The sequence below is a fragment of the Sorangium sp. So ce726 genome, assembly GCF_051521405.1.
In the GTDB taxonomy this organism is placed as follows: Bacteria; Myxococcota_A; Polyangia; order Polyangiales; family Polyangiaceae; genus Sorangium.
Map to the genome: position 1 here is coordinate 141,620 of NZ_CP150349.1, position 26,275 is coordinate 167,894.

Consider the following 26,275-nt stretch of genomic DNA (forward strand, 5'->3'; position numbering starts at 1 on the left):
TGCCAGGGAGCGAGCGGCGGCGTGCGCGTGGGGACACACGGGGCGGGGCGCGCGTGCGGAAGTTCGTTTGGCGGGAGATCGAGGTCGCTGAGGCAGCGCGCGACGGCGTGCCTTGTCTATGCCTCTTGTGGTCTAGAGAGGTGCTGTATGCGGGCGTGACCATCGGCGGCATCGACGGCAAAGGAGACGGCTGCCGAGATGCGATCCAGCGCAGCACCGATGGACGAGCCGACGTGGAGACGTTGAAGACAGAGCAGCGATGGTGTGGCGCTTGCGGTCAGCAGCCCTGGCGAGGCCGCGTCCGATCGCCCGCCACCCGCGGCGAACGCCGCCCAGCACAGAGGCCTTGCAGGCGGCATGGCGCACCCGCTGGAATCTGCGGTTCGTCGCGCGCCATCCACGCTCCGTCGACCCATCATGGGCTGCACCATCCCAGCACATTTCTGCGTGGCAGCGGGTATTGACTCCGTGGCTCGTTGGGCGACCATCGCATCATGGCGCGCACAGCTCCGGTTCCGAACATCCCCGCGATCCCCGGGATGAACCCTGGTGTCTTCATCCTCGGCGGCGGCGCGGGCGGCGGTGGCAGCGGCGGGCGGGGCGGCACCGGCGCCGGCGGCGATCAGGGCGCGGGCGGCAAGAACGGCGGCGACGGCGCCCAGGGCGGCGGCCGCAACGCCGGCAGCTGCGGTCAGGGCAGCGGCGGCGGCTGCCCCAACCCGACGCATGGGGGCGGGGGAGGAACGCACGCGGGGCACCCCATCGATCCGGTCACGGGCCGCGTCTACACCCTCGCCGTCACCGACATGGCGCTGCCGGGAGCGTTCCCGCTCGTGATCGAGCGCGCCTATAACTCTGCGCAGCGCGACCTCGACTACGGCCTTGGCTACGGCTGGAACCATTCGCTCGGCTGGCGCGTCATCGAGCTCCGCCGCCGCAGGGTGCGCGTCGTCACCGCGACGGCGCTCGCGTGCGAGGGCCGCTGTCCCGGCGAGGGAGAGACCGTGAAGCTCCCCGTCGGCTTGCTGACGCGCACCCGCGATGGCTATCTCCTCAAGGCCGACGACGGGATCACGCGGGTCTTCGAGGACGTCTTTGCCATCGACAACGAGTTCCGCCTCAGCGCGCTCCTCGATCACAACGGCAACCAGGCCCGGCTCTTCTACGAAAACGGCACCGGTCCGCTCCAGTTCGTGAATGACAGCGTGGGCCGCCTGCTCCGCGTGCGTCGTCACCGCGACGGCCGCATCGCCGCGTTCGAGGTGAAGAACGCGTCATCGAGAGGCGCCTGGACGTCCTTCCGCACATACGAATACGATGAACGCGGAGATCTCGTGGTCGCGCGCGACGCCCTGGGGCACGCCATGACCTTTGCGTATGACGTAGACCATCGGCTCGTGCTGGAGCGCTGGCCCACGGGCCTCGAGGTGCACTACCGCTACGATGACCGCGGTCGCTGCGTGGAGACGTGGTGCAACGATCCCGAGGAACGCGCGCTCCTGGCCGAGGGCGTGCCCGAGGTGCTCGCGGACGGAAGTCGCGCGAAGGGCTTCCTGCACGCGAAGATCGAATACGGCGCGGGCGAGAACAACGTCATCACCTCGCGCGCCCTGCGGAGGATCGGGGTCAACGCCTTTGGCAAGGCGGACCGGATCGTGTGGGCGGGGCAGGTGCACGACAATGTGTTCGACGACGCAGGCGAGCTTGTGGGCTATCGCGACGGCCTCGGGCGCGTATGGCGGATGGGCGAGGCTGACGGCGCGTACCGCGTGGTCGACCCGCTCGCTCATGTGACGGAGTACCGCTACGACGATCGCGGCAACGTCGTGACCACGCGCGGCCCTGACGGCCTGGAGACGCAGCACGCGCGCGATCCTAGCGGAAACCTGATCTACCTCTCCGACGCGATGGGGTTCGTCGCGAGCTTCCGCTATGACGAGCGCGGCTGCCTTGTCCACGCCGAGACCGCCGACGGCGGCAAGACGGCGATGACGTACGACGCGCTCTGCAACCGCGTCGGGATCGTCGAGCCGGACGGCGGAGCGCGGGCGCTCCGCTACGATTTCCTCGGGCGACTCGTGGAGATGCGTGACGAGAAGGGCGGGGTCCACCGCTGGATCTACGACGCGATGGGGCGCGTGGTCGAGCACCGCTCGCCGCTGGGCGCTCGCACGGTCACGAGCTACGACGAGGCCGGCCGCTTCGCAGGCGAGCGCGACGCGGATGGCCGCTGGTTCCGGCTGATCTACGCGGGCCTCCGCGAGGTGATCGCGGTCGAGCGGAGCGACGGCACGCGCGTCTCGTACGCCTACGATCGAGAGCTCGACATGGTACGCATCGTCAACGAGGAGGGCGATGTGCACACCATCGAACGGGACCTCGAGGGTCGGATCCTCTCGGAGCGCACCTTCGACGGTCGCTTGCTGCGGTACAGGAACGACCAGGCCGGGCGGCTGTCGAGGATCACCTTCGAAGATGGCGAATTCGTCGAGCTCGTCTACGACGAACTCGATCGGCTGATCGCGCGCACCTTCTCGGACGACACATCCCACAAGCTGGAGTACGACGAGCGCGGGCGCCTCCTGAGCTTCGAGACGGAGGCTGTCTACACGCTCTATACGTACGACGCGCGAGGGCGTTGCACCCGCGAAGATACGGAGCGGAAGGACGATCCATCGTTCGCGACATCGCTCCGGCACGTCTACGACGCCGGTCTGCATCGCACGAAGGTGGAAGTGCTCGGCGCTTTCTCGATCGCCGCCCCGCGCGACACCGTCGGGCGATGCGCCGCGCTCGTCGTCTCGGATCTCTCGGGTACCCGGGGTGCGGACCAGCCGATCGCGACGTTCGCGTACGACCCGACGGACGGCGAGACGGGGCGCTTCTTTGCCGGCGGTGGCCGAATCGAGCTCACGAGAGACGCGCACGGCAACGTCCTCCGCTCGGCGGTCTTTGGCGGTGGCACCGCCGTCATACGCCCGGGCGAGCCCATGTGGGTCGGCAGCCTGGGCGGCCCGGAGACCCTGCGGTTCGACTACCGATGGTCGCCTGCCGACGAGCTCCAGGTGCTCGCCGATCGCGATCGCGGGGCGCAGTCCTTCCTGTACGACGCGCGCGGCCGAATCGCGCAGAAGCAGCATGAGGGGCGGGCCAGGACCGAGGACTACGTGCTCTCGCCGCGAGGCGATGTGCAGTGGATTGACGGCCGTGCGCAGTCCCACCGCAGCGGCGGCCGCCTCGTGACCACGAACGGCGCGGCCCTCACGTACGACGCGCGCGGCCGGCTGTCGAAGAAGGTCGAGGGCACCGCGGTGACCACGTACGCGTGGAGCGTGCTCGGCCTGCTCTCGGGCATGACGCTGCCCGACGACACGCGGATCGAGTTCGTCCACGACGGGTTCGCGCGGCGGATCGAGAAGCGGGTGCTGCGGCGGGACGCTGCGATGGTGCGGCACCGCTACCGCTGGGATGGTGAGGACCTCCTGGAGGAGACGGTGGAGCGCCAGGCGAGCGCCACAGGCGCATCCGCGGCGTTCACGCTGGTGGAGCGCCGGCGCTACGCGTACTCGCCGGGCTCGCCGGCGCCGGTCGCGCAGGCGATCGACACCGAGGCGGGCCCCGGCGCCTGGAAGTACTTCGTGCACCGGGACGGGGCGCCTGTGCCGCTCGGGCTGGTCAATGCTGACGGGAGCGTCGACCAGGTATTCGAGACCGACGCGTACGGTCGGGTGATCGCAGGCGACGCTGCAGCCACGCTGGTCCGATTCCCGGGGCACTGGTACGAGCCAGAGACGGGGCTCCACTACAACCGCTGGCGCTACTTCGATCCGGCGAGCGCGACGTACCTGAGCCCGGAGCCGCTGGGGCTCGAAGGGGGGCTCGAAGCGTACGGGTACGTGAGCGGGAGGCCGCTCGCGTTGGTCGACCTCGATGGGCTGATGGGCTCCGACCTCAGCACCCGGCGCCTTCCACAATCTCAAGGAGGCGGCACGCGGGAGTTCACCGGACAGTCAGCCCGCTACCGCAACCCTCAGGGCCAGGGGCCGCTGTACGATCTGCATCCTGCCGTCGCCGCCGCGCTTCCTCAAGACTCCGGGCGTGGCCAGGGCAGGGATCCGTCCTGGTGCTCCGAGCCCCATGCGATTAGCAACTATCTCCGTGATTACGAAGACCGAAATGGGGTGAGATGCGATCCGGGTACATCGGAAGGCCAGCGGCACCTTCGCCGCGCCTTGCGTCGCATGGGACCGATCGGAAGCACCGATGTGAATGAAACCGCATGCGCACCGTGTCCGAACTGCTCGCAGACCTTGGCTCGTCTGCATGCGCTGGCGGGCACAGGCCAGCAGCCCGAGACGATTCCCGCGTCGCCCCCGAGAGGCGGACCGCCCCTCAACTTCAGGCCCGCAGGGACGGGGGCAACGCTGGATCGCGCGCGGCAACAGGCCGCCCAGGGAAACACAGCGCCCCTGGACGACGCTCGCCGGGCCAACGCGACGCGGTACCGCGCGCAGCTCGAGGCTGAGCGAGCAGCAGGGCGCAATAATCTATCAAATGCGGAGATTCAGCGCCGCACCAATCGCGTGACCGGAATGACTCCGGGCGTCTTCGGAGGCACCGGGGAGAACAACGATTGGGGGCCGACGTGAAAACTCGATTCAGTCATCCCCTTCTCGGAACCATCGAGAAAGGTACGTTCAGCCCCCAGCTCCGATCCATCTGCGGGGCCAAGCAGCTCACCGCCTCCCTGGCGCAGCTGAACGAGGTGGCAGAAAGGCTCGAGCCGTGGCGTGCTCCGAAATTCGAGCTGCGCGCGCGTGTCGATCTCGGGAACTTCTATCCCAAGACGGGACCGGTCACCGCTCTCGACAAGACGAACGCCCTCGTCAAGGGCGTTGCTCACCGGATCGGCCAGGCGAGTCGTTCGTCTCGAATGCACGGCTTCGTATGGCATGTCTGCGACGGGGTGCTTGCCTTGCGCGACGACGTGTTCTTGCGGGTGCTAGGCTCCACGGCGGCCGGCCTGCGGCCCTGGGTCGAAGAGTGCGCGGCCCTGCGGTTACAGTGCGTCTTTCCGGTGGTGCGAGCGGCCGGCGAGTCGCTTATCGCGCCGGAGTCTGGCTGGATCGAGTTTCGCGACAATCTAGTCGATGCGACCGGGCGAGCAGCCCTGGACAACGAAGCCTGGCATCTGGATCTCCCGCTTGCGGCGCCAGATAAGCGATTCCGGCAGAGCGTGGTCGGGTTTCTCTGCGCAACCGTAGATCCAGCGTCGAGGACGCTTCCGTTGTCACCCCGCGTGAGAGAGGCGGCATCGCGTTGGCTGTGCCGGCTGCACGATCCCGGAGATCCCGCGCGGCTCGCCTCGTGGGTGCTGGAGAACGGTGGTAGCGAGGCGCTCGCCAGGACGGCAGAAGACGCCGAGAGCTCGTTTGGCGGTCTGCGCAGCGTCGATCGGATCCAGCGCTTCGGTGGGATGCTGATGCTCGATCGTGCCCTCGCCGAGGGGAGCGTGGCGGAGTGGCCTATTCAGCAGACTCCTGGCGGCCCTGCGATTCTCCTGAGCCAGGATGATCTCGACAACCAGGATACGCTCGCTTGTATGACGGAGGACGGCAGTATGTGGGCATACGATTTTAGCTGGGGCGAATGGGAGCGCACGAGCGACTCCGTGAGCACGTTCGTCTCTCGCATTGCGCTGTGGGGACACCCCAAAGAAGTGCCGACCCGTATCGCGCTGTCGCCGCTTGGCCGTGAGCTCTCGCGGGCGCTCGGCCTGAGCGAGGTCGAAGAGGCTAGCGACTCCATCGGCACGTTCTACGCGGGCGACGCGGCGCTGGTGTTCGAGCGGAGGCGACCTGACCGAACCGTGACGCGCATGCGTGAGCTGCGCCCCGAGGCGGTGCTTGCCTGGGACGACCTCACCTCGTCTGCCTGAGGTGCCGCGGTCCATGAACGCGAACTGCTCGCAGAAGTTGGCTCGCACGCACTGGTGGGCACGGGCCAGCTGCGTGGGAAGATTTCCACGTCATCCTCGAAAGGCGGACCCGCACTTCGGCTTCAGGTCCGCAGCGACGGGACACTCCTGGCTCCTGTGTGGCAACAGGTTACCCGGGGAGAGCGCAGCAGCCCCGGACGACGCTCGTCGGGCCAACGCGACGTGGTATTCACAGTAGATCGAGGAAGCTGTGACCTCACCGCAGACGCTACAGAGGCTCGATTTCCCTGCTCTCCCTGGCATCCCACCCAGGGACCGCGAGCAGCTCCGTTCGCGCTTCGCGGGTTGGGAAGACAGCTATCTCGCCTGCACGGGCGCCCCCACCGTCGCTCGCGATGAGATTCTCGACGCCGTCCGCGTACTCGGTGGTGATGTGCCACCTGCTCCGGAGTCGTGTGGCTCATTCAGATGGTATGAGGGCTCTGTGCTGGTCACCGAGAGCCGGGACACGTGGTGCCTTTACGTGCGGAGCGCCGAGCGGCTCATCCCCTGGATCCATGCTTTCGGCGAGCGGCGGCCACGCAAGCCGATCTGGTTCCCTGCCTACTCGGCCGTGCTCGCCGAGGGCGAGCCAGTCGAAGGCGAGGGGCTATCTTTCGACGACCGGGAGCCGGGCGTCGAGGGATCCTTTGGGGTGCGCAACGGCAGCGCGGCCGTCCGCTACCGCCTCCCTGGCGGAGGGGTATCGCTGGGGCTCGGGAAACGAGCGATCGTACGCTTGCATGCTCCGTGGCAATCGTCGTTTAACGACGTGACCATGGCCCCGCGGTTCGTGGTCGTCAACAGCGACGGTATCCCGTCTTTCCTCGCATGGTTCCACGCACAGGGAGCATCGTCCCGCCTTGGCGATGTCGTCTCGGAAGCGCTCGGCCTTGCGCACGGCGTCCGGCGGTTCGATCGAACTGCCATGTGCGGTCCTGTGCTCTGCCACGCCGAGTTCTTCGCGGGCGCCGCTTCCGCGCAGGCGTTCGAATCGCCGCTCCTAGTCTCCGGCGACGCGTGGCTCCTGCCCGGTGAGCCATCGCGATTGCTGGTCGGATACTGGGACATCGGGACGTCGGACGCGTTCGTCTACCTCGGTGAGGACCGCCGCATCCACCGGTACGCGTTCGAGGAGGGCCTGTGGTCCATCTCGGCATCGAGCTACGCCGCCTACGTCGAGCGAATCCTCCGCTTCGACGCGAGGGTGGCGGCCACGCGCGAGTCGGATCTCCCGATGAACGAGCTATGCGAGCGCCTGGGGCTCGTGGTCGACCCGATTGGAACGGACGACTTCGCCTCCTTGGCGGTCTCTGCCGATATCGTAGCGTTCCAGCGCTCCGGTGAGCGAGCGCTGTTGAAGTACTTTACCCCACAAGCCGAGGCACGGGTGTGCGAGACCCTCGCAGGGTAGGTCCTCCGTTGCGGCGGTCTCCGCTCCCTTTGGCGGCACAGCAGCGCATGCTCCGGGTCGGCGGGCGTGCGTACGCCTGGCCCGACCAGGAGCGCCGAGCGAGCCACCTGCCGATCCCCTGCCATCACTCGTCGGGGTGCTGGAGGCCACGCCTGTGATGTTCACCGAGCGCGACGATCTGCCGAGCGCCGCGGGGCTCGAGAATCTGGGACCACTGGGCTCACTCGCCCTGTACGACGGGGCGGTGGTGCGCGTTCCACTCTCTGGGAACCCCTTCGAGCCGCGACCTCCGGTGCCCGTCGACGACCCTGCCGTCCTCCGCGAGGCAGCGCGGCTGGTCTCCGAGGGACTCGTGCTCCGCGAGCGCCACAACCACGGGGCGCAGGGAGCGCTCATGACCGCGTGGGTCGAAGGCGCGCTGGGACCGCCGTGCGCAGTTCGCTCGATCGGGCGTTCGGAGCAATTGCTCTGGTTCGAAGGAGCGATCGTCCTGCTGCTGTGCGACGCGCTGACGGTGGCGTGCGCGACCAGCGAGCGGCTTCGAGCTTTGCTCGCATATCCCCTGCCGCGTGGCCTCTCGCCCGCGCCGGCGAGGTACTCGTACGGATCAATCGCCGGCGTCCCGCCGCATGGACCGCTGCTCGGGTCGGTGGACCACATGGATAGATACTTCCCGGAGGCGTTCGAGCTGTACGAGACGGCGACCGGCTGCTGGATTCGTGGGGTGCTCGACGGCGCTTTCGAGACGCAATTCCACATGACGGCCGGTGGGAGCATCGCCACGGTTCCGCGTCATCCCGATCGACTCGCGGGCGCCAACTCATTCGGAGAGTGGCAGCCTGGTCTGCAGAATCGTGATGGTCTGCGCGCCCAGCTCGAGCGATACCGGGCGTCGGAGGCGCTTACCAATACCGTCTTCGCTGTGGACGAGCTCGTGGGGGGCTTCCGCGGCGGGGAATTTCGCTCGTCGCCCCATGGGCGGCGGGCGCAATCCGGGAGCGGACTGGACCTGGCATCTGGTCTGAGCCAGTCCATCCTTACAACGGCGCCTGGTTCATCGGCTGGATTGAGAACACGACGGTGCGCACGAGCCTGTACGTCGACGATACAGGCGGCGTGTGGGCCTCGTGGCAGGAGCCCGACGACGACGATGTGCAATTGCGCCTTGTGGGCACGAGTGTCGAGCGCTGGTTCGAGCGTCAAGTCTACCTTCTCGAGAACGGTTACGCATCGGAGGCCACATGCCGTTCGGAGGAGGTGCTGCCCCACGGACTCAGACTCCGCGGAGACCTCTCTGACGCTGCAGCGCAGGTCTTCGTGGACGGGGATGCCGTCTGGCTCGTCGAGGCGTGCGGTATTCAGCGAATGTCCCGCCGCGTGTCCAGCGTGTCCGACGTGCTGGCCATCGCAGGTCGCTTCAGATAGAGGTGGCTCGGATGCAGAGATTGAGCACCGCACCAATCGCGTGGCCGGAATGACGCCAGGCGTCTTCGGAGGTACCGGCCTGAACAACGACTGGGGGCCGACGTGAAGCCTCGATTCAGCCATCCCCTCCTCGGAACCACAGCGAAGGGCACGTTTGGCCTCGAGCTCCGATCCATGTGCGGAACGAAGCCGCTCGCGGCGTCCATTTCCCAGTTGAACGAGGTGGCGGAGAGGCTCGAACGGTGGCGCTCGCCAAAGTTCGAGCTGCGCGTGCGTGCCGATCTCGGTAACTTCTACGCCGAGACGGGACGGGTCACCGCTCTTGACAAGACGAACGCTCTCGTCAAGGGCGTTGCTGGCCGGATCGGCCAAGCGAGTCGTTCGTCTCGCCTGCACGGCTTCGTGTGGCATGTCTGCGACGGGGTGCTCGCATTGCGCGACGACGTGTTCTTGCGCGTGCTGGGCCCTACAGCAACGAGCCTGCGGCCCTGGCTCGAAGAGTGCGCGACCTTGCGGTTACAGTGCGTCTTTCCGGTGGTGCGAGCGACGGGAGAGGCGCCTCGTGCGCCCGAAACTGGCTGGATCGAGTTCCGCGACAACTATGCCGATTTAACGGCGCGTGCGGCTTTGGACAACGAAGCCGTGCACCTCGATCTCCCGCTCGAAGAGGCGAACCCTCGGTTTCGGCAGAGCGTGGTCGGGTTTCTCTGCGCAACCGTCGATCCGGCGTCGAAGACCCTTCCGCTATCGCCCCGCGCGAGAGAGGCGGCATCGCGCTGGCTTTGTCGGCTGCACGATCCCGGCGACCCCGCGCGGCTCGCCTCGTGGGTGCTGGAGAACGGCGGTAGCGAGGCGCTCGCCAGGACGGCCGCTGACGCCGAGGGCTCGTTCGGTGGTTTACGCAGCGTCGATCGGATCCAGCGCTTCGGCGGGATCCAGATGCTCGATCGAGCCCTCGGCGAAGGGAGCGTGGCCGAGTGGCCGCTTCAGCAGACGCCGGATGGCCCGGCGATCCTGGTGAGTCCGCGAGACGTCGACAACCCTGACACCCTCGCATGCGTGACGGAGGACGGCAGGATGTGGGCGTATGGGTTCGGCTGGGACGAGTGGGAACGAACGAGCGACTCCGTGCGCGCGTTCGTCTCCCGCATTGCACTGTGGGGACACCCCAAGGAAGTGCCGGCTCACGTCTCACGGTCGTCGCACGGTCGTGAGCTCGCGCAGGCGCTCGGCCTGGACGAGGTGGAAGAGGCGACCGACTCGACCGGCACGTTCTACGCCGGTGACGCGGCGCTGGTGTTCGAGCGGAGGCTGTCCGAGGGGCGCGCAGTGACGTGGCTGCGCGAGCTGCGCCCCGAGGCGGTGGGTGTCTGGGACGACCTCACCTCATCGGCCTGAGCTCCGGGTCGCGTCGGCCGACGCCCCATGCCCTCCCACGCGCGTGGATCGACAAGGAACGACGAGCGATCCCGTCATCGACGACACGCAGCCACGGCGTGATCTCGCGGAGCACCCTGACCATGAGCCGCCGCGCCGCCCGGCCCGTCGAGTAAGCTGCGCCGCATGAAGGTCCCCCGACTCACCGGCCGCGCGCTCACCGCGGCGCGCCTCGCCGCCGAGGCGCCCGGATCCTCCGCGGCGCTCCGGGAAGTGATGAAGCGCAGCCTGGGCATCGATCGCCTCGCCTCGCTTCCGGACGCCTTCCGCGACGACGTCCCTGCAGAGGCGCGCCCCGTCCAGGCCGCGCCGCCGCGGCGCTGGGAGGACGCTGGGCTCGGCGCGCCCCCCGTCCGCGACTGGCCCAGGCCCTCGGTGGCCTACGCGGCGGCCTACCGCAAGGGCACCACCACCCCGCTCCACGTCGCCGAGCGCGCGCTCTCGGCGCTCGACGCGCTCGCCGCCGAGCGCCCGTGCATGAACATCGCCGTCGCCACCTCGCGCGAGGCGACGCTCAGGGACGCCGACGCGTCGGCCGCGCGCCACGCCGCCGGGCGGCCGCGCGGCTTGCTCGACGGCGTGCCCCTGCTCGTCAAGGACGAGTTCGACGTCGAGGGCCTTCCGACCACGCTCGGCTCGCCCTGCGGCCCGCAACCGCCCGCGCCGCGCGACGCGGCCGTGGTCGCCCGGCTCCGGCAGGCGGGCGCCGTGTTCCTCTGCAAGACCGTGCTCACCGAGTGGGGCATGTCGCCGATCGGCAACAGCGTCCACCAGCGCATGCCCCACAACCCGCACCACAAGGAGCGCGCCGCGGGCGGCTCCTCCACAGGCTCCGCCGTCGGCGTGGCCCTCGGGCTCGCGCCGCTCGCGGCCAGCGGCGACGGCGGGGGCTCCATCCGCGCGCCCGCCGCGCTGAACGGCGTCTTCGGCCTCAAGCCGACCTTCGGCCGCGTCAGCCGGGCCGGCGACGGCTTCAAGGGCTCGGTCGCCCACGCCGGCCCGATCGCCAGCAGCACGGCCGATCTCGCGCGCTTCCTCGACGCCGTCGCGAGCGAGCCCGACCCCGACGACGACCTCACCGCATGGGCGCCCCCGCCGCCCCCCGGAGGCTTCGGCGCGCGCCTCGGCGCCGGCGTGCGCGGCCTGCGCATCGGCGTCGACGAGGCGGAGTGGCGCGACGCCTCCACCCCGGTCGCGAGCGCGTGCTGGGGGGCGCTGCGCGCGCTCGAGCGCGAGGGCGCGACCCTCGTGGACGTGAAGATCCCCCTCGCCAGGCACGCGGCCTCCATCGGCTACCTCGTCATCGGCCCCGAGACGCTCGCGGCGTTCCAGCGCGCCTGGAGGGAGCAGCGCGACCTCATCAGCGAGGACCTGCGCGTCACCTTCAGCCTCCTCTCGGGCGTCACCGCGCTCGAGCAGATCGACGCCGCGCGGCTGCGCGCGGGCATGCGGCGCGAGGTGGCGCGCGCCCTCGCCGGCGTCGACGTCCTCGCGCTCCCGACGACGGCGATCACCGCGCCTCCCTACGCGCAGGCCGAGGAAGGCCGCGCCTTCCTGGATCCCATCGCCCTCGACGGCATGTGCCGCTTCGCCTTCCTCGGCAACCTCACCGGCCTCCCCGCCGGCACGGCGCCCGTCGGCGTCGACGCCGAGCGCCTGCCCATCGGCCTGCAGATCCTCGGCGACGCGTGGGACGAAGCGGCCGTCCTCGCCGTCCTCGCCCACCTCGAGAGGTCGGAGCTCGCGAGCGCGCGGCGCCCCCCGGGGGCGATCGATCTGCTCGAGGTACCTTGATCCCATCGAGCCCGAGGAGAGGTCGTCATGAGCCACAGCGCCGGAAGTCATCCTCCTGACGTGAAGACAGCGCCAGCGCCGTGGATGCTGGCCGGCGATGCGACCATCGTGATGCTCGAGCTCCCGGAGCGGCTGCTCAAGGAGCAGAGCTTCATCCCGGAGGCGCTCCGCCCGCGCTTCGAGGGGCGCTACAGCCTGCTGATGGCGCTCGACTACACGTCATCGAACGTGGGGCCTTATCGCGAGCTCCTGTTCATCCCCGGGCGCTTCCGCACGCGCCGCGGCCTCTGCTGGTCCATCAGCAAGATCTACGTCAGCTCGTGGGAGAGCGTGGTGAACGGGCAGCGCAACTGGGGTATCCCCAAGGAGCACGCCGACTTCGAGATCGCGCGCGAGGCGGACGGGAGCGAGCGCTTCCGGGCGTCGCAGGGCGGCGATGTCTTCGCCGATCTGCGGTTCGCGGTCGCCGGCCCGAGCCTACCCGCCTCGAGCGCGCTCGTGCCCACGCGCCTCCGCCGGCTGGTGCACCACCGCGACGGGCACGACTATTTCTGCGCGCCGACCGCGCGCGGGAGCGCCCGCCACGCGCGCCTGCTCGAGGCGCGCCTCGATCCGGGGCGCATGCCGCGCGTCGACGAGGGTCGTGTGGTGTTCGCCGTCCGGCTCTCCAGCTTCCAGGCCGAGTTCCCGGTCGCCGACGTCGAGCTCCCTCGCTCGCACTGATCCCTCAGGGCACGCTCGCCCGCTGGTGTCCAGTCCCTCACACCGGCGCATGTCTCGCCTCGCTGCCGAATCGCGCGGCGCCATGATGAGAGCGGAGCCGCGGGCCAATGGCCACCATCTATCCGAGTGAGTCACGGCCACGCTCAGGAGTGTGAAGTATCCTCCAAGTCTGCGTCACACTCCCGATGTTTTATTTTTGTCCCGCTTGACGCTTCGGTCCCTGGTGCCTTATTTCAAATTTGCAATGTGCCTTGGGACGCCTGCCGCTCCGCATTGCGTGCATCGACCTGGCAGGTCGTTCGCTCATGGCACACGACGCTCGTGCGGTACGGAGATCTGCCTGCTCGTCGTGCTTGCGTCCTTGCTCTCGGCGTCGTGCTCGCCCGGGGCGTCCGATCGTCCCGAGAATGCGGTCGTCATCGGGGCGCTCTTGCCCTTCTCAGGGAGCGAGTCGGCCATCGGCCGCAACCTCGAGCAAGCCATGTTGCTCGCGGTCGACGATCTGAACGCCGCGGACGGGCTCGACGGGAGGCCGTTCTACCTCCTGAGCCGAGACAGCCACTCGGACCGGGAGCGGGGGCTCGAACAGCTGCTCGAGCTGCTCTACGTGGATCAGGTCGACTACCTGGTAGGGCCTGAAGAGAACGAGCTCGCCCGTGAGATCACGCCGGACGTGCGGGAGCTCGACATCCTCCACATGTTGCCGGGTTACGCCGCGCCCTCCATCGAGCGCAGCGAGACGCGCGGGGGCCGGATGCGGCTCGCCCCCTCTCCGTTCGAGGTCGGTTGCGCGCTGGCGAAGGTCGCCTTCCACGAGGACGCCGGCACGGTGAACAGCCTCGCCGCGCGGGACGACTACAGCTCCAGCGTCAGCAGCGAGTTCACGACGCTCTTCGGGGCGCTCGGGGGTAAAGCCCTGCCATCCGTGTTGTTCTCGTCGGGAGAGCAGTCGTACGCGAGCGGGATCCGCTCCGGATTCGGATGGCGCGCCGACCGGACGTTGCTGTCCGCCTATCCCGCCGCCGCCGCGACGATCGTGACCGAGTGGACCGTCTCCGGAAGCCCGGGCACCTGGATGCTCGGCCCCGCGTTGCGCACCGAGGTGCTCCTCGCCAATATCCCCACCGGCTCTCTCAATGGATACTACGGCGTCTCGCCCTCGCTCAGCCTGCGAAGCGAGTGCCAACCGGTGGACGGCGCCGAGGAGACGATCGCCTGCACGAGCGGGAACGCCGCCGCCTTCGGCGAACACTTCTCTCGCAGGTGGAGCGGCGAGACGCCGTTCCCCGCGGCGCACTTCTATTACGACGGCGTCGTCCTCATCGCCATGGGCCTCGTGTACGCCCAGGCGACCAGCGGGAAGGCGCCTTCGTCCGGACATGAGCTTCAGGAGATCATCCGCGAGCTCAACAGCCCTGAGCACGAGGTGGCCTCCTGGCGGGATCTGAAGACCGCGATGGCCAAGCTCCGCGCGGGGATCCCTCTCCGGTACGCCGGGGCGGCCGCCGACTACGAGTTCGATATCTACGGGGCGAACAAGCATCACGTCATGCAGCGGTGGACCATCGACGGCGACGCCTTCGTCGACCTCGCCCCGGTCTCCGTCTCTTGTTACATGGGGAATTGATCTGTCGGACGGCCTGCTCCGCGCGGCGGCGCCGCGCGCGGCCGGGAGAGCCGTGGAAGGGGAGGAAGCTCATGGGGATGTTTCGACGAGGTTGGCTGGCTGCCATCGGGCTCACGCTGGCGACGGCGGCGTGCGGATCGAGCGATACGGACGACGCGGGCGAGAAGGCCTCGCCCATCAAACGAGCGTCGACTCCGGCGAACGAGTTCACTCCGGTGGATCTCGAGTTGACGGTCGACAAGCTCGTCGCCGAGATCAACAAGGGCTCGATCGAGCCGATGCACATGGCGATCCTCCTGAAGCAGCTGACCGGCTTCTGGGCGCCGGTCGTCACGGCCGCGCACCGCGCCATGGGTGAGCTCGGGGTCACGGGGAACGTCCTTGGGACCACCTCGCAGTCGGGCGATGTCAACGAAGCCGATGCGCTCCAGACGCGACAGATCGAGGAGTCGGTCGCGGATGGCGTGGAGGGGATCGGGATCGCGCCCACCGGCGACGTCCAGGTGGCCCCGCTCGATGAGGCGATCGCGCGCGGTGTCCCGGTGGTGACGCTCGACTCCGACGCGGCGAGCTCGAAGCGCGCGATCTATGTCGGGACGCTCAACGCGGCTGCCGGGGCCACGGCAGGGAAGACCTTGCTCACCATGCTGCCCGGGCTGCCGGGAACGGTGGTGATCCACGGCAACCTCAACCCAGGTTGGGTCGACGGGATCGATCGAACGCAAGGCGCGCAGCGCGTGTTCGAGGAAGCCGGCTACCAGGTCCTCGTGCGCAGCGTCAACTGGGAGCCCGCGGGCGAGGCCGAGGACGTCGACTGGATGAAGACCCAGCTCGAGACCGCCGACCCGCCCGTGGTGGGGATGATCGGCCTGTTCAGCACCTCGTATCGGTGCGCGATGGCCGCGGAGGCCGCGAACATGCCGGAGCTCCCCGTCGTCGCCTTCGACTTCGAGCCGAAGACCGTCGACTTCATGCGCGCGGGGCGCATCCGGGCCACGCACACGCAGCGGCAGTATTATGAGGGCTATCTCGTGCCCTATATCCTCTATGGGATCCGATCGATCGGCCTCGACGCCACCAAGGCGATCCTCGATCCGCAGATGGCCGACGATCACCGGTTCAACACCGGCCTCGACGTGGTCCCGGCGGAGAAGATCGACGCCTATTACGACTTCCTCAGCTCGATCGGCGCGCACTGACGGCGCGTCGCCCGCGCGCCACGCGGCTCGTCTCTCCCTCACACGCAACCAGCAAAGAACTTCGGCAGCGAGGTACTGCCGCCCAAGGACGGGCGTCCGCCGGTGTTCGCTCCGAGGCCGGCGCAACTGTCGCCTCTCTGGCGCGTCGCGCTCGGTGAACGGCGCAATGTGGTAGCTGCCTCTACCGGTCCGCACAGGTCGCGGCTGCTCTCATAGAGTGTGGTCTATCCCCACTCTTTACCACGGTCTTTGTTTATATAGGCGCCACTTGACCTTCTAGATTTTATGTCCTACGTGCAAAAATGCGCATGTTTCTTGGGACGCTTGCCGATCTGCATTGCGTGCGTCGAGCCGGCAGGTGGTTCGCTCGTGGCAGACGGCGCGCGCGCTGTACCGAGATCTGCCTGCTCGTAACCGTTGCATCCTTGCTCTCGGCGTCATGCTCGCCCCGGGCGTCCGATCGTCCCGAGAATGCAATCGTCATCGGGGCGCTCTTGCCCTTCTCAGGGAGCGAGTCAGCCATCGGCCGCAACCTCGAGCAAGCCATGTTGCTCGCGGTCGACGACGTGAGCGCCGCGGGGGGGCTCGACGGGAGGCCGTTCCACCTCCTGAGCCGAGACAGCCACTCGGACCGCGAGCGTGGGCTCGAGCAGCTGGTCGAGCTGCTCTACGTGGACAAGGTCGCCTACCTCGTAGGGCCCGAGGAGAACGATCTCGCCCGCGAGATCGAGCCGGACGTGAAGGAGCTCGACATCCTTCACATGTTGCCGGGTTACGCCGCGCCTTCCATCGAGCGCAGCGAGACGAGAGGGGGCTGGATGCGGCTCGCCCCCACGCCGTTCGCGGTCGGTTGCGCGCTGGCGAAGGTCGCATTCCACGAGGGTGCCGGCACCGTGAACAGCCTCGCTGCGCGGGACGACTACAGCTCCAGCGTCAGCGGCGAGTTCACGACGATCTTCGGGGGGCTCGGGGGTAGAGCCCTGCCCTCGGTGACGTTCATGTCGGGACAGCAGTCGTACGCGAGCAGCATCCATTCTGCCTTCGACTGGAACGGCGACCAGACGTTGCTGTCCGCCTATCCCGCCGCCGCCGCGACCATCGTGACCGAGTGGACCGTCTCCGGGCGCCCGGGCACGTGGCTGCTCGGCCCTGCGCTGCGCACCGAGGTGTTCCTCGCCAATATCCCCGCCGGCTCTCTCGATGGATACTACGGGGTCTCGCCCTCGCTCAGCCTTCGGAGCGAGTGCGACATCGTGGACGAGGTGGAGGAGACGGTCGAGTGCACGACCGGCAACGCCGCGGCCTTCAGCGGGCACTTTTCTCACCGGTGGAACGGCGAGACGCCGTTCCCCGCGGCACACATCTACTACGACGGTATCGTCCTCATCGCCATGGGGCTCGTGTACTCCCAGGCGACCAGCGGGACGATCCCGTCATCTGGACGTGAGCTGCGGGAGATCATCCGCGAGCTCAACAGCCCTGAGCACGAGGTGGCCTCGTGGCGGGATCTGAAGACGGCGATGGCCAAGCTGCGCGCGGGGATCCCTCTCCGCTACGCCGGGGCGGCCGCCGAGTACGAGTTCGATATCTACGGGGCGAACAAGCATTACATCATGCAGCGGTGGACCATCGACGGCGACGCCTTTGTCGACGTCGCTCCGGTCTCCGTCGCTTGTTACATGGGACATTGATCTCTCGGTGAGCCGCGCGGCGCAACGGCGCCGCGCGCGGCCGGGCGAATCATGAAAGGGGCCGAAGCTCATGGGGACGTTTCGACGAACGTGGATGGCTGCCATCGGGCTCACGCTGGCGACGGCGGCGTGCGGATCGAGCGATACGGACGACGCGGGGCAGCAGCCCGCGCCCATCAAGCGAGCGCCGACCCCGGCGAACGAATTCACTCCAGCGGATCTCGAGAAGACGGTCGACAACCTCGTCGCCGAGATCAACAAGGGCTCGATCGAGCCGATGCACATGTCGATCCTCCTGAAGCAGGTCACCGGCTTCTGGGCGCCGATCGCCACGGCTGCGCACCGCGCCATGGGGGAGCTCGCAGTCGAGGGGAACGTCCTCGGGTGCGTCGTGGCGTCGGGTGACATCGCGGAATCCGAGGCGCTCCAGACGCGACAGATCGAGCAAGCGATAACGGATGGCGTGGAAGGGATCGGCATCGCTCCCTCCGGCGATACCCAGGTGGCCCCCCTCGAGGAGGCGATCGCGAACGGCGCCAACGTGGTGACGCTCGACACCGATGTGGCGGGCTCGAAGCGCTCGATTTACGTCGGGACGCTCAACCGGGCTGCCGGGGCCACGGCAGGGGAGACCCTGCTCAAGCTGCTGCCCGACCCGCCGGGGACGGTGATGATCCACGGCAACCTCGAAGAAGGGTGGGTCGACGGGCTCGAACGAACGCAGGGGGCCCAGAAGGTGTTCGAGGACGCCGGCTACGAGGTCGTGGTGCGCAACGCCAACTGGGAGCCCGACGGCGAGGCTGTGGACGTCGAATGGATGACGGCGGAGCTCGAGGCCGCCGACCCGCCCGTGGTGGGGATGATCGGATTGTTCAACACCTCGTATCGGTGTGCGATGGCCGCGGAAGCCGCGGGCATGAACATCCCCATCGTCGCCTTCGACTTCGATCCGAAGACCGTCGAGTACATGCGCTCGGGGCTCATCGATGCCACGCACACGCAGCGGCAGTACTACGAGGGGTACCTGGTGCCCTATATCCTCTATGGCATCCGAGCCATCGGCCTCGACGCGACCAAGGCGATCCTCGCTCCGCAGATGAACGACGACTACCGGCTCAACACGGGCCTCGACGTGGTCGCGTCGGACAAGATCGACGCCTATTACCAGTTCCTCAGCTCGATCGGCGCCAATTAGCACGACCGCGGGGAGTTGCCCCGCAGCGGCGTCAGGGCCGCTCGAGCGCGCGGATCAGCTGAGCGCGATCATCGCGGCCGTCGCCGCGTAGTCCACGCGCCGCGCGCGGTAGGGGTACGTCGGCGGGAAGCGCTCGAGCGCCTCGCGGAGGCGCCGGCTCGACGCCCTGTCGAGCGGGTCGAAGCGCAGGCCCACGGCGCGCCCCGGGTCGCCCTGGCGACGGCCGTGGAGCGTGCGCGCGATCGTCGCTGTCGCGTCGATCCAGACGTTCGTGTCCGGGATCCTGAACGAGACGATCACCGGCTCACCCGTGAGCGGGCGGGCGCTCGTCAGCACGAGCATGCCGTCGATCGACAGGTCGATCGCCTGGGTCCCGAGCAGCCGGAAGCCCCGCTCGCGCACGGCCTGGCACTCCACGATCGCGGCGCGGCGCGTGGCGCGGCGCTCACTGGCGAGCAGCATCTCCATGGTCGTTCTCCTTGGCGCGGTACGCTACGGAGGACGGCTACAGGTGGACAAGAAACTTACACGGTAGCGCCCCGCGCTGCAGCGGGTCGAGGGCGAACGCGGGGAGGGGAGTGGGTGGGGGGATTTCGGCGCCCCTGAGGGCGCTCGCGGCGAGAGGTGCCCGCGGCCGCTGGAGGGGTCGCCGCCCCGCCAGGTGGGCGGGGCGGTGCGCGGCCGTGGGCCTCTCTATCTGCCGGCTAGCGGCCCGCGCGGCGCCGGCGCAGGGCGAGGCCGGCGAGGGCGGCGAGCATGGGCAGGAGCGCGGCGGCGCCGCGGGTGCTGCCCGCGGGCGTGGGCCGGGCGGCGCAGAAGCCGTTGCCCTCGGCGAAGATGCCGCTCGGGTCGTTGTCGGTCGAGGGTTCGCAGGTGCCCGCCGTGCTGTCGGTCGAGCTGCACACCTCGCCGGACGGGCAGCCGTTGCCCTCGGCGCCGCGGCAGCCCTCCACGCAGGTGTGCTCCTCGCAGATCATCCCGCTCGTCGCGCCGCCGCAATCGCTGTCCTGCCGGCACGAGGGAGGGGGCGTCTGATCGTCGGCGCCGACGTTGGGATCGGTCTCGCCCTCGTCGATGGCGCCGTTGTGGTTCGCGTCCTCCACGCCGTCGGCCACGCCGCCGTCGTCCGTGTCCGGATCGAGCGGGTTCGTCGTCGTCGTGGGATCGGCGTCCGCGATGCAGGTCCCCGCGTCCGCGTCGGTCGCCGCGTTGTCGCAGGGCAGGCCGAGCTCGGTGCCGTCGAACAGCCCATCGCCGTCGCTGTCGGGGTCGAGCGCGTTGATGAGGCCATCGCCGTCGTGGTCGTCGCTGAAGTTCGGCTCATCGCCGTCGATCACGCCGTCGTCGTCGCTGTCGGCGTCGTTCGGGTCGGTGCCGATCTCGTCCTCGAGCGAGTCGACAAGCCCGTCGCCGTCGGTGTCCGCCGGCGTCCCGTCGTCCTCGCCGAGGTTGGGATCGGTCTCGCCCGCGTCGATGACGCCGTTCAGGTTGACGTCCTCCTGACCGTCGGGCACGCCGCCGTCGTCGGTGTCGGCGTCGAGCGGGTCGGTCTTGGTCGCGCCAGCGTCCCCGTCGGGGCGGCAGTGGCCCGCCTCCGCGTCGGTGCCCTCGTGGTCGCAGGGCAGGCCGAGCTCGGTGCCGTCGAAGAGCCCGTCGTTGTCGCTGTCGACGTCGCGCACGTTGATGAGGCCATCGCCGTCGGTGTCCTCGCCGGGCTTCGGCTCCTGGCCGTCGATCACGCCGTCGTCGTCGGTGTCGGCGTCGTCCGGATCGCTCCCGATCGCCTCTTCCTCCGCGTCGGGCAGCCCGTCGCCGTCACGATCCTCGTCCACCGCGTCGTCGTCGCCGTTGTTGGGATCGGTCTCGCCCTCGTCGATGGCGCCGTCGTGATCCGCGTCCTCCGCGCCGTCGGAGATGCCGCCGTCGTCCGTGTCCCGATCGAGCGGGTGCGTCGTCGTCGTGGGATCGGCGTCCGCGATGCAGTTGCCCGCGGCGGCGTCGGTGGCGGCGTTGTCGCAGGGCAGGCCGAGCTCGGTGCCGTCGAACAGGCCGTCGCCGTCGCTGTCGGGGTCGAGCGCGTTGATGAGGCCGTCGCCGTCGTGATCGTCGCTGAAGTTCGGCTCATCGCCGTCGATCACGCCGTCGTCGTCGCTGTCGGCGTCGTTCGGGTCGGTGCCGATCTCCTCCTCGATCACGTCGATCAGCCCGTCGCCGTCGGTGTCCGTCGGCGTCCCGTCGTCGGCGCCGTTGTTCGGATCGGTCTCGCCCGCGTCGATCTCGCCGTCGAGATCGAGGTCCTCCTGGCCGTCGGGTACGCCGCCGTCGTCGGTGTCGGGATCGACCGGCGAGGTCTTGGTCGCGCCCTCGTCCGCGTCGGCGCGGCAGTGGCCCGCGGCGGCGTTGGTGTCCTCGTTGTCGCAGGGCAGGCCGAGCTCGGTGCCGTCGTAGAGCCCGTCGTTGTCGCTGTCGACGTCGCGCACGTTGATCAGCCCGTCGCCGTCGGTGTCGTCGGCGGGGTTCGGCTCCTGGCCGTCGAGCGCGCCGTCGTCGTCGGTGTCGGCGTCGAGCGGATCGCTCCCGATCGTCTCCTCCAGATCGTCGCTCAGCCCGTCGCCGTCGGTGTCCGTCGGCGGCACGTCGTCGGCGCGGACGTTCGGATCGGTCTCGCCCGCGTCGACGACGCCGTCGAGATCGAAGTCCTCGTGGCCGTCGGGCACGCCGCCGTCGTCGGTGTCGGCGTCGAGCGGGTCGGTCTTGGTCGCCCCGGCGTCCCCGTCGGCGCGACAATGGCCCGCGGCGGCGTTGGTGGCGGCGTTGTTGCAAGGCAGACCGAGCTCGGTGCCGTCGTAGAGCCCGTCGTTGTCGCTGTCGGGGTCGAGCGCGTTGATGAGGCCGTCCTCGTCGGAGTCCTCATCGAAGTCCGGCTCATCGCCGTCGATCACGCCGTCGTCGTCGCTGTCCGCGTCGTTCGGGTCGGTGCCGGCCTCGAGCTCGTCGGGATCCTCAATCCCGTCGTTGTCCGAGTCGCAGCCGTTGTTGAGCACGCCGTCGCAGTCGTTGTCGATCGAATCGCCGCAGACCTCGGCGCCCGTCGGCTCGCAGACGCAGGCGTGCGTGTCGGGATCGCACGTCGGCGAGAGCGGCCCGCAGTGCGCGTCCGTGAGGCACTCGACGCACTCGTTCGGCTCCGCCGCCGTGTCGCAGTGAGGCGTCGGCGCGGCGCACTGCGCGTTGGTCTCGCATTCGTCGATGACGACCTCGGTCGGCGGCACGCCGTCGGTCGGGCCGTTGCCGTCGGTCGGCGTGTCCTCTTCGGGCGCGCCCTGCTGTCCGGCGGCGCGGACGATCGCCTGGTTCGCGATGACCCCCGCGGCGCTGGCGTCGACCGTCACCCGGAAGGTCACGCGCGTCGACTGCCCGGCGGGGATCGACCCCCCCGCCGTCCCGTTCGCGCCCGTGCCGAGCCGCACGCGGACCGTGCGCGTCCCGGCGTCGTACTCGCCCTGATCATCGCCGGCCGCGTCCGTCTTTGCGCCCGTGTTGGCGCCCGTCGCGACGGAGAGCGAGCCCGGCACGTAGGTCACGCCCGCGGGCAGCGGATCGGTGAGCACGGTGCCCCTCGACGCGTCGTTGCCGCTGTTGACGACCTCGATCGTGTACTGGAGCTGGTCGCCCGGGAGCAGCAGCCCGCCGTTCACGTCGACGGCCGACTTCGAGGAGGACGTGAAGTCCGGCCTGAAGGTCGAGATCGACGTGATGAAGCCGGCGAGGAAGTACAGGTCCAGGGTGCTCGACGCCACGATGGGCGCCGAGGTCTGCCTCGGGGTCACCAGGGAGGTGATGTTGAAGACGTCGATATCCATGCCGGCCATGGACCCCTGGGTCCCGGCGAGCTGCGGGAGGTCACCGACGTTCGACACCGGCGCGCTGAAGTAGGAGCGCGTGCCGTTGAAGAAGTTGTCGACCGGGTTCAGCGTGTCGCCGAGCGCGGTCCCGTTGAAGGAGAACTGGTCTCCCTCGTGGGCCAGGTCCCCCTCGAACGCGACCATCCCGATCTTCGCGTCGTAGCCCGCGTTTGGCACCAGGAACCCGTCCAGGATGGTGTTCTGGGGCGACCCGTCGGTGACGGTGTCGAGGCCGTCGAAGAGCGCGAGGTTGCGCGGCGGCTCGGAGGCGAGCTCGTAGAACACGACCAGCCACCACCCGGCGAAGTGGTTGTTGAAGTTGCTGTTCGTGAAGCTGTCGCTGTTGACGCCGCTCACCCGGTAGGCGCCGGAGCCTCGCGCCTGCACGACGGCGGTGATGTCCGCGACCGACTGGTAGTAGACACGGCTCGAGCTGATCGTCTCGACGCTGTCGATGGCGGTCACCGCCTCGGAGAAGCCGCTCGCGCCGGGCCGATCCAGGGTGACGGCCTGGTCCGCGGTCCCGCTGGTCCCGAGGTGCGCGCCCCAGTAGAGGTACGCGTGGGTGACCGTCGCGCCGGCCGGCACCTGGAGCACGGCGGTGGTGCGCGCCTGCGCGGCGGTGATGCTGGTGCTCGCCTCCGCCTCGCCCTCCGCGGGCGAGTCGGAGCGCCAGTACGTGTCGGGCGCGCTGTCGCCGATGTTGCTGCCGCAGGCACCGATGTCGCCCACCACGGGCGCGTCGATGTCGTCCCTGCCGCACTCGTGGCCCAGCGTGTTCCCGATGAGGATGAAGTCGCCCCGCTGGTCGACCTGCTTGCGCAGAAAGGGAGCGGCGTGCGCGGGGCCGCTCTGCCCGCCCACGCAGGCGAGCCCGACAAGACTACCTATGACCCAACGTCTCTTCACGGCGCCTCCTGCTGCTGCTTCGACTTCTTCTCGAGGATCTTGAACTGCACGCGGCGGTTCTTCTGGCGTCCCTCGTCGGTGTCGTTCTCCGCGATCGGGACGTCGGGCCCGTAGCCCTTCGACGCCAGCCGCTCGGCCTCGATGCCGCGCTGGACCAGCGCCTTCGTGACCGACTCGGCCCTCGCCTGGCTGAGCTTGATATTGTACGCGCGTCCGCCGCGCGGGTCTGTGTGTCCCTGCACCTCGATCTTGGTGATCTCCGGGTGCTCCTTCAGCACACCCGCCACCTCATCGAGGAGCTCGTCGCTCACCTTCTTGATGGTCGCCTTGCCGGTGTCGAACTGCACCTGCTGGAGGATGACGATCTCCGCCTCGGTCACGCGCACCGCGACGGGGCAGCCGTTCTTCGCCGGATCCGGATCGGGCTTGCCCTTCTCGTCGGGGCAGGCGTCCTTGTCGTCGCGCACCGTGTCGCCGTCGCGGTCGCCGGGGCAGCCGTTCGTCGCCGGATCCGAGGTGCGGATACCGGGGATGTCGGGGCAGGCGTCCTCCGCGTCGATCACGCCGTCGCCGTCCCTGTCAGGCGGCGGCGGGCAGCCGTGCTTCTTCGGATCCTCGTTCGCCGGGCCGGCCTCGTCCGGGCACGCGTCGACGTCGTCCGTGATGCCGTCCTTGTCGCGGTCCCCGGGCGGCGGGCAGCCGTGCTTCTTCGGGTCGTCGTTCGCGACGCCGGGCGTGTCCGGGCACGCGTCGACGCGATCGAGGATGCCGTCCTCGTCGCGATCCGACGGCGGGCAGCCGTTCTTCTTCGGATCCGGGTCGCCGACGCCGGGCACGTCCGGGCAGGCGTCCTTCTCGTTGACGATGCCGTCCTTGTCGCGATCCGGGTCCGCGCGCCGGACCTCGGGCGAGTACGCGAGCATCGCGACGGCGCGGAAGTCCGGGGTGCCGATGCCCGAGGTGAAGCCGGGGCCGGCGGCGACGCCGAGCTCGAAATCGCGGAGCGCGGGCGCGAAGCGGTAGCGCAGGCCGAGCAGCGCCTCGACGTTCGTGTTGCGGGCCTCCGGGTCCTCCAGCACCGTCGAGACGGTCGCCTCGGGGCCGATCTGGAGCTGCTCCTCCGAGCCGAGCAGCAGGCCGACGCCCGCGCCGCCGTTGAACATCAGGCCTTGCCGCACCTGCGCGAACGTCTGCGCGGGGCGCAGATCGACGCCGGCCGCGGCCGACCAGACGAAGCCCGGGATCCGGCCGCCGGCGAGGATCTGAGGCAGGCCGCGGACCGAGTCCTCGCCCACGAACGAGCCGTCGCGGTCGCCCGTCGGCACCCACACGAAGCCGCCGACGGCGAGCTGGAACGGGTCGAAGTAATCGCCGAGGAGGCGCAGGCGCAGCCCGACCCGGAGATCGCCGAGCTGCACGTCGCTCGGCGACCTGAACGAGAGGCCCTCGGCCGCGGGGCTGTCGCCCTGCTGCAGCACGGCGAGCGGCAGGTCGACGTTGACGTGCAGCCGGTCCCAGAGCGTGAGCGAGGAGTTCAGGTGCAGGAACAGCTGGTGGCCGACGATTGCGCCGAGGTGCTCGTCGCTGCCCTCCCGCGTGAGCACGAGCGGGTTGTGCGCGTAGTCACCGAGCAGCATCACGTGGAGCGTCGCGCTGCCGTCTTGATTCGGCGACGCTGCATACGGCGACGGCACACCGAACATCCGGTCGCCAGCGGGCGCGGGGCTGAAGCGATTGAGGGCTAGGCCGCGCGCCGGTCCCGCTTCCTGAGCGGACGCTGGCGCGGCCCACGCCGCCGCGGCTAGCGCGGCGGCGCCGCAGATCCATCGGGGGGGCAAGGGAGCTCTCATGCGCAGGATCACCTTGGGTGCTTTGGGCGAGCGGCCGTCGACTGCTCCGGCGCGCAGGCAAGTTGGGGGAAACGCCGCATGCTCGACGAGGAGGATCGGCGAGCTGCGACGAAATCCCGGGCCGTCTTATAGGCTTCGCAGGACGCTACTGGTGGACTTTTCGATGGGCGGCCGGCCGAATTCGGATCGGCCTCGACAGCGCGGCTCTCCTGCGAGCCGCGCTTCGCAGCGCGTCGCAGCGCGGTCTATGCAAGGCGTGTGCGCGCCTCGCCGTCGCGTGGGGCCGGTGGTCTGTCGGGGATGTTGCGCCTCAAGCCGGCTCTGCGGCGGGCCGATTGATGTCTACAGACATCAGCACTGCGGCCCCGGTGCGGCGGTATCGACCGGGATCGAGCGGGGGCGCGCCGCCGCGCCCGGCTGGCGGGCTCTGCGGTGCTCGCGGCGCCTGCGCTGCGCCGCCGGGGGCCCGGGTTCACCGCGGGATCAGAAGTTCGTTCGGACGGTGCCGCTGAATTGAAAGATGCCAGGGTTCGAGCCGATCTTGCCAACGGCGGTGAACCTGGATCCTGGCGTGACGGCCAGCATGGCCGAGCGCAGCGCGTCGGTCGGTGAGCTCGACTCGGCCTGGCTTGTCGCGTAGGGCGAGCTCCTCGTGATCTCTGCCCGGAGATACGCGCTGCCGCTCGTCACGACGGTCCTTGCCCACACCGCGTTGCAGCTCGGCGAGTACCGGATCACGATCTTGCCGATCGCGGTGGTGCCCGACATGATGTCGCTCGACGCCCGCGTTACTGCGTCGGCCTCGCACCCGGTCGCGCCAGGGTCCTGCCCGGTGCACGAGGCGCCGTAGCAGGTGCCGAGCGCGGCAGCGGCCTCGCCCGCGTCCTCCTGCGCGGAGCCCTCTCCGTCGAGCGGCTCGGGCTCGGACGTGTCGGCGATGCAGCCGGCGAGGGCAAAGGAAGCTCCAAGGGCGGCGACGGCAAACGAGGAGGCGATACGCATGGTCCATGTCCTTTCGAGCCCTGGGAACGCGGGCATTGCGCTACCGAGCGGCGCCGGCGCGTCGAGGTCTCGGCCTGGGTACGGGCGCCGGGCCCCGACCGGTTCCAGCGTCCGCGCGAAAGGGCCC

The 26,275-nt window shown here is 69.4% G+C and carries 15 protein-coding genes; 11 read left to right on the forward strand and 4 right to left on the reverse strand.

What is annotated here, in order from left to right; translation table 11 throughout:
* Positions 1-494: 494 nt before the first annotated feature.
* The 11 genes from WME79_RS00545 to WME79_RS00595 all read left to right on the forward strand — a co-directional run bounded on the left by WME79_RS00545 (position 495) and on the right by WME79_RS00595 (position 18,482).
* Entirely contained in the window at positions 495-4,649 is a 4,155-nt protein-coding gene (locus tag WME79_RS00545) for a YwqJ-related putative deaminase (RefSeq protein WP_437530900.1), read from the forward strand.
* On the forward strand, positions 4,646-5,938 hold the full coding sequence (locus tag WME79_RS00550) for a hypothetical protein (protein ID WP_437530902.1): 1,293 nt from the start codon (positions 4,646-4,648) through the stop codon (positions 5,936-5,938). Before WME79_RS00545 ends, WME79_RS00550 begins: the two co-directional genes overlap by 4 nt.
* Before the next feature lie 484 nt (positions 5,939-6,422).
* The gene (locus tag WME79_RS00555; protein WP_437530904.1) at positions 6,423-7,391 is read left to right on the forward strand and encodes a hypothetical protein; all 969 of its coding nucleotides are present in this window, start codon (positions 6,423-6,425) and stop codon (positions 7,389-7,391) included.
* A gap of 1,080 nt (positions 7,392-8,471) precedes the next feature.
* A complete protein-coding gene (locus tag WME79_RS00560) occupies positions 8,472-8,816 on the forward strand; it encodes a hypothetical protein (protein WP_437530905.1) in 345 nt (114 codons plus the stop codon).
* Positions 8,817-8,990: 174 nt separating this feature from the next.
* Entirely contained in the window at positions 8,991-10,214 is a 1,224-nt protein-coding gene (locus WME79_RS00565) for a hypothetical protein (RefSeq protein ID WP_437530907.1), read from the forward strand.
* A 165-nt stretch (positions 10,215-10,379) separates the two neighbouring features.
* On the forward strand, positions 10,380-12,047 hold the full coding sequence (locus tag WME79_RS00570; protein WP_437530908.1) for an amidase: 1,668 nt from the start codon (positions 10,380-10,382) through the stop codon (positions 12,045-12,047).
* Positions 12,048-12,074: 27 nt separating this feature from the next.
* Positions 12,075-12,770, forward strand: a complete 696-nt coding sequence (locus tag WME79_RS00575) for an acetoacetate decarboxylase family protein (RefSeq protein WP_437530909.1) — start codon at positions 12,075-12,077, stop codon at positions 12,768-12,770.
* Positions 12,771-13,119: 349 nt separating this feature from the next.
* Positions 13,120-14,397 (forward strand): ABC transporter substrate-binding protein, encoded by a 1,278-nt coding sequence (locus WME79_RS00580; RefSeq protein ID WP_437530911.1) that lies wholly within the window; start codon positions 13,120-13,122, stop codon positions 14,395-14,397.
* Positions 14,398-14,474: 77 nt separating this feature from the next.
* Positions 14,475-15,596 (forward strand): substrate-binding domain-containing protein, encoded by a 1,122-nt coding sequence (locus WME79_RS00585; protein ID WP_437530913.1) that lies wholly within the window; start codon positions 14,475-14,477, stop codon positions 15,594-15,596.
* 341 nt (positions 15,597-15,937) lie between these two features.
* Entirely contained in the window at positions 15,938-17,287 is a 1,350-nt protein-coding gene (locus tag WME79_RS00590) for an ABC transporter substrate-binding protein (protein WP_437540110.1), read from the forward strand.
* A gap of 94 nt (positions 17,288-17,381) precedes the next feature.
* A complete protein-coding gene (locus WME79_RS00595; RefSeq protein WP_437530915.1) occupies positions 17,382-18,482 on the forward strand; it encodes a substrate-binding domain-containing protein in 1,101 nt (366 codons plus the stop codon).
* Positions 18,483-18,536: 54 nt separating this feature from the next.
* On the opposite strand, the gene WME79_RS00600 is transcribed toward WME79_RS00595, so the two are convergent.
* The 4 genes from WME79_RS00600 to WME79_RS00615 all read right to left on the reverse strand — a co-directional run bounded on the left by WME79_RS00600 (position 18,537) and on the right by WME79_RS00615 (position 26,148).
* Positions 18,537-18,950: a PilZ domain-containing protein gene (locus WME79_RS00600; protein WP_437530917.1), complete on the reverse strand. Its 414-nt coding sequence runs from the start codon at positions 18,948-18,950 to the stop codon at positions 18,537-18,539.
* Positions 18,951-19,186: 236 nt separating this feature from the next.
* The gene (locus tag WME79_RS00605) at positions 19,187-23,296 is read right to left on the reverse strand and encodes a DUF3344 domain-containing protein (protein ID WP_437530919.1); all 4,110 of its coding nucleotides are present in this window, start codon (positions 23,294-23,296) and stop codon (positions 19,187-19,189) included.
* Entirely contained in the window at positions 23,293-24,999 is a 1,707-nt protein-coding gene (locus WME79_RS00610; RefSeq protein WP_437530921.1) for an OmpA family protein, read from the reverse strand. The genes WME79_RS00605 and WME79_RS00610 overlap by 4 nt, the downstream gene beginning before the upstream one ends.
* Positions 25,000-25,629: 630 nt before the next feature.
* Complete coding sequence (locus WME79_RS00615; RefSeq protein WP_437530923.1) at positions 25,630-26,148, reverse strand: DUF2690 domain-containing protein; 519 nt, start codon at positions 26,146-26,148, stop codon at positions 25,630-25,632.
* Between the last annotated feature and the right edge of the window lie 127 nt (positions 26,149-26,275).

What these genes read in the sequence shown, in the direction of transcription:
- WME79_RS00615 (WP_437530923.1), bottom strand. Translation starts at nt 26,148, where the DNA reads ATGCGTATCGCCTCCTCGTTTGCCGTCGCCGCCCTTGGAGCTTCCTTT.
- WME79_RS00595 (WP_437530915.1), top strand. Translation starts at nt 17,382, where the DNA reads ATGGCTGCCATCGGGCTCACGCTGGCGACGGCGGCGTGCGGATCGAGC.
- WME79_RS00575 (WP_437530909.1), top strand. Translation starts at nt 12,075, where the DNA reads ATGAGCCACAGCGCCGGAAGTCATCCTCCTGACGTGAAGACAGCGCCA.
- WME79_RS00545 (WP_437530900.1), top strand. Translation starts at nt 495, where the DNA reads ATGGCGCGCACAGCTCCGGTTCCGAACATCCCCGCGATCCCCGGGATG.
- WME79_RS00570 (WP_437530908.1), top strand. Translation starts at nt 10,380, where the DNA reads ATGAAGGTCCCCCGACTCACCGGCCGCGCGCTCACCGCGGCGCGCCTC.
- WME79_RS00565 (WP_437530907.1), top strand. Translation starts at nt 8,991, where the DNA reads ATGTGCGGAACGAAGCCGCTCGCGGCGTCCATTTCCCAGTTGAACGAG.
- WME79_RS00600 (WP_437530917.1), bottom strand. Translation starts at nt 18,950, where the DNA reads ATGGAGATGCTGCTCGCCAGTGAGCGCCGCGCCACGCGCCGCGCCGCG.
- WME79_RS00610 (WP_437530921.1), bottom strand. Translation starts at nt 24,999, where the DNA reads ATGTTCGGTGTGCCGTCGCCGTATGCAGCGTCGCCGAATCAAGACGGC.
- WME79_RS00585 (WP_437530913.1), top strand. Translation starts at nt 14,475, where the DNA reads ATGTTTCGACGAGGTTGGCTGGCTGCCATCGGGCTCACGCTGGCGACG.